The organism is Mycobacterium sp. TH-M106 (assembly GCF_057473765.1).
In genome coordinates, this window is record NZ_JBYCLE010000223.1 from 1 (window position 1) to 4,990 (window position 4,990).

Annotated in this window: 2 protein-coding genes; both read left to right on the forward strand. The window is 69.5% G+C overall.

The annotated features are described in order from the left end of the window. On the forward strand, window positions 1-3,008 hold a 3,008-nt coding region (locus AC2VOP_RS08090), incomplete at its 5' end, for a beta-ketoacyl reductase (protein ID WP_486960483.1). A 6-nt stretch (window positions 3,009-3,014) separates the two neighbouring features. Continuing rightward, a partial coding sequence (locus tag AC2VOP_RS08095) for a type I polyketide synthase (RefSeq protein ID WP_486960484.1) occupies window positions 3,015-4,990 on the forward strand: 1,976 nt, incomplete at its 3' end.

The window sequence follows — 4,990 nt, forward strand, 5'->3', positions numbered from 1 at the left end:
AAGCGGTCACCGCCCTGGCGCAGAACCACGCCGCCTTCATCGAGATGAGCCCGCATCCGCTGCTGACCTACGCCATCGGCGAGACGCTCGAGGCGGCGGCGCCGGATCCGCTCCACACCGCGGTCGGCGTCGTCACCTCGGCGATCAAGCGCGTCGACGACGAAACCCTGTTCTTGCACGCACAACTGGCCGCAGTCGGCGTCATCGGCCCGGATACCGGGCAGTTCGCCGGCATCCCGACATCGCCGTGGCAGCACTCACGGCACTGGATCACGCCCACCGCGCAGCCGCAGCCCGATACCCACCCACTGCTCGGGGTGCATGTCGAGCTGCTGTCCGGCCGCGACCACGTGTGGCAGGCAGAGATCACCGCCGAGGCCATGCCGTGGCTAGCAGAACACACGATCGAGGGGCGGACCGTGCTGCCGGCGGCGGGATTTGTGGAGATGGTGCTTGCCGCCGGCTGCCAGGCGCTTGGGCTGCCGGCCGAGTCTGTCCGAGTCAGCAGGCTCGAGATCGCGCAGGCGCTCGCGGTCGAGCACCACATGAAGGTCACCACGCAGCTCACCCGGAGTGACCGGGACGACCACGAAACCCGTGTCGAGATCCATGCTCGCCCGCCCGGCGGCGCTTGGTCTGCCTATGCGACCGCCGACGTCGACGCGGCGCCCAAGAACGCTCCCGATACGGTGGACGAGCCCGGTGGTGGCGACCGCGAGATCGACGAGATTGAGATCGCGCTCGCCGACGACGTTATCGGCCACCCCCGCTATGCGATTCACCCAGCGATGGTCGATGCCGCGCTACGACACCTGGCCGCGGTCGCCGGCGTGCCGACCGAATCCGCTCCGGTCTACCAGGCTGCGTCTGTGGCAAAGGTCCGGGTGTTCGGTCGGGTCGGGCGACGGGCCCGCTGCCGCGCCCAGCTGATCGAGCAGCACGACGCCGACCACCCGGAATACCTGGGCTACCTGGGCCAAGTCGTCCTCACCGATGATGCGGGCACTGTGACCGCCGAACTCACCGGGGTGCAACTGCGGCCGGTAGACCTCGCCACGCTGCGGTTGCCACTTGCGCAGAAGGTCTTCGACACCGAATGGGTGGAGCGCCCGGCACCGGAAAGCCCGGAAATCGGCTCAGCCCCGCCAGCTGGAAGCTGGCTGCTGCTCGCCGATGACGACGTTGAAACACAGTCCCTTGCAGTGCAATTTGCCGCCCGGCTCAGCTCACCGACTCGGCGGGTGATCAGCGCCGGGGTCTATGGCACGATCGCAGACGCCTGCACCGAGGCCGCCGCCGATCCGAGCTTGCCGGTGGTCGGCATCGTGGTGTTCGTCGGCAAGCAGCCGTTCGACGGCACCGACCCGGACGGCGCGCTTGATCGCGCCCGCGAATTGACCTGGGCGGTCTGGACCATTGCCCGAGCCACCGCCGCCTGCTGGCCCGGAACGTCGTCGCGGTTGTGGCTGGTCACCCGCAGCGGTCTGGCGGTCCGCGATGAGGACGCGGGCGACCCCGCGGTCGGTGCCCTGCGGGGCCTCATTCGCAACTGGCGGTTCCCCGGCGAGGCAGCGCGCGTCCTGGCCGAGGAGCCGGACCTGGACGCCACCCTCGTCGATCTGGACGCGGGGGGCCCGGACATCCTCGGTGAGGTGTTGCTGGCCGAACTGGGTTCACCGGCCAGCGACGACGTGGTCGCGTGGCGTGGCCAGCACCGCTACGTCGAAAGGCTCACGCGCGCGACCCTGGACGCCGGTGACCGGCAGGCCGTCGTCCGGCCCGACGGCGCCTATATCGTCACCGGGGGCCTGGGCGGACTGGGCTCCGTCGCCGCGCACTGGCTGGCTCGGCGCGGTGCGGGGCGGCTCATCCTCAACGGCCGCAGCGAACCCACCGATGCTCAGCGAGACGTCCTCGCCGAGCTTGCCGGCTCCACCGGGAACGCCGAGATCGTCTTCGTGCCCGGCGACATCTCCGAACCGGGGGTCGCAGAGCAGCTGGTGGCCGCCGCTGAGCAGACCGGAAAGCCGCTGCGCGGCGTCGTGCACGCGGCGGGGGTGACCGGCGGGGGGCCGGTGGCCGCCCTCACCCGGGAGAGCCTGGCGCGGGTGTGGGCGCCCAAGGTGGCCGGGGCATTGCGGCTGCACGCCGCTGTGCACGAGACGCGGGAGCACAACAGCGGCCGGCAGCTGGACTGGTGGGTCGGCTTCTCGTCGATGGCCACCCTCCTGGGCCTGCCGGGTCAAGCGGCCTACACCACCGCCAACGCCTGGCTGGACGCGATGATGGCATGGCGACACGCAGCGGGTCTGCCCGCCACCGCGATCGACTGGGGCCAGTGGGCGGACGTCGGCATGAGCCGCAAGCTGGCCTACAGCATGCTCGACCCGATCACCCCTGACGAGGGCGTCGAGGCACTGCAGTCGCTGGTGGGCGGTGTGCGCACCCGGGTGGGGGTGGGACGGCTGCGGCTGGACCGCGTCCTCGCGGCAACCCCGGAGTTCGGCGAACTCGGCTACTTCGAAAAAATGGTCGCTGAAATCGAAGAACTCCATCCGGCACTCGGCGGCGGTCGACCGGCCGGGAACGGCTCGGACCGGCTGGTGGCGGGCGCTCCGGACTGGTCGCAGATCCCCGCCGAGAACCGGCTCAGCGAACTGACGACCAGGCTGCGGGCGATCCTGGCCCGTCAGCTTCGCAAGCCGGCAACCGCGGTCGACGTCGACCAGCCATTCCCGGAGATGGGACTGGACTCGATGACGGCGATGACGATGCTGAAAGAGACACAGCGATTAGTGGGTGTCGACCTGTCGGCTTCGATGTTCTGGAACCACCCCACGATGTCGATGCTGGCGAGGTATCTGGTGGACTTCCTGCCACCGCCGCAGCTGCCGCAGGAGGCTGACCTGCCGATCGACTCGGCGGGCGGCGTGCTGGACGAGCTGTTCGAGTACGCGGAGTCCGCATCAGCAGGCAGTGCAGGTAGCGAGAGCAGTCGAGAGCAGTAGTTATCGATGGGAACGATCTTCGACAGGGTTTCGGCGATGCCCGCCGCCCAACGGACCGCGCTGACCGAGCAGTTCGACAAGGCTTCGCGTATCTCCGCCGCGGAGCCGGTCGCGGTGGTGGGGATCGGCTGCCGTCTCCCCGGCGGGGTGACCGGCCCGCAGGATTACTGGGCGTTGCTGGCCGGCGGCCGGGATGCGATCACCGAGGTCCCGGCGGATCGCTGGAACGCCGAAGAGTTCTACGACGCGGATCCGTTCACGCCCGGCCGGATGTCGTCGAAGTGGGGCGGCTTCTTGTCCGACGTCGCCGGCTTCGACGCCGACTTCTTCGGGATCTCGCCGCGTGAGGCCGAGGCCATGGACCCGCAGCAGCGGCTGATGCTGGAGGTGGCGTTCGAGGCACTGGAGAACGCCGGCATCGCGTCGGACCAGCTGGACGGTGTCCGCGCCGCGGTGATGATGGGCGTGTACTACACCGAGTACCAGACCATCTCGGCGGCCAACCCGGATGTCATCGACGCCTACTCCGCGACCGGCAACGCGCACGCCGTCGCCGTCGGACGGATCGCCTACCTGCTGGGCCTGCGGGGGCCGGCGGTGGCGGTGGACACGGCGTGTTCGTCGTCGCTCGTCACGATCCACCTGGCGTGTCAGAGCCTGCGGCTGCGGGAGAGCGACCTGGCCCTGGCCGGCGGAGTCAGCCTGATCTTGCGTCCGGAAACCCAGATCGCGATGTCCAAGTGGGGAATGCTGTCGCCGGGCGGCCGATGCCATACCTTCGACGCCGCCGCAGACGGATTCGTCCGCGGCGAGGGTGCCGGGGTGGTGGTGCTCAAGCGGCTCACCGACGCGGTGGCCGACGGCGACCGGGTGCTGGCGGTGGTGCGCGGCTCGGCGATCAACTCCGACGGCCGCTCCAACGGGCTGACCGCGCCGAACACCATCGCCCAATGCGACGTGCTCACCAGGGCGTTACGCAGCGCCGACGTCGCGGCGGGCTCGGTGAATTTCATCGAGACGCACGGCACCGGAACCGCCCTCGGCGACCCGATCGAGTTCGAGGCGCTGGCCGACGTCTACGGCCGCGGCGAAGGTGCCTGCGCGCTGGGGGCGGTGAAAACCAACATCGGCCACCTGGAGGCGGCCGCCGGAATCGCCGGTTTCATCAAGGCGGTCCTGGCGGTCCAGCACGGTCGAATTCCGCCGAACCTGCATTTCTCGCAATGGAATCCGGCCATCGACCCGGCACCGACCCGACTGGTCGTTCCCACCGAGTCGACACCGTGGCCGGTGTGCGACGGGCCGCGCCGCGCCGCGGTGTCGTCGTTCGGCCTGGGCGGGACGAACGCGCACGTAGTGATCGAACAGGGCCCCGATCCGGTGCCGTCACCGGAGGCGAGCGCACCCGTGACGACGTTGGTGGTGTCGGGTAAGACCGAGCAGCGGGTTGCGGCGTGGGCTTCGGTGTTGGCGGGGTGGTTGGCTGGTGATGGTGCGCAGGTGGGGTTGGCTGATGTGGCGCATACGCTCAATCATCACCGGACGCGGCAGAAGGTTTTCGCGGCGGTGTGTGCGCGTGATCGCGAGCAGGCGATTGCCGGGTTGGGTGCGTTGGCGGCTGGGGAGTCTGCGCCGGGGGTGGTCGGGCCTCGTTCTGCGTTGGCCGGGTCGGGTGTGGTGTTTGTTTATTCGGGGCAGGGTTCGCAGTGGGCGGGGATGGGTCGGCGGTTGTTGGTTGATGAGCCGGCGTTTGCTGCGGCGGTGGTCGAATTGGAGCCGGTCTTTGTCGAGCAGGTGGGTTTCTCGCTGTGGCAGGTGCTCGAATCCGGTGCAGCGGTGAGCGGTGATGCGCAGGTGCAGCCGGTGATCATGGGTCTGCAGTTGGCGTTGACGGCGCTGTGGCGCTCTTACGGGGTGACGCCGGATGCGGTGATCGGGCATTCGATGGGGGAGGTGAGTGCGGCGGTGGTGGCCGGGGCGTT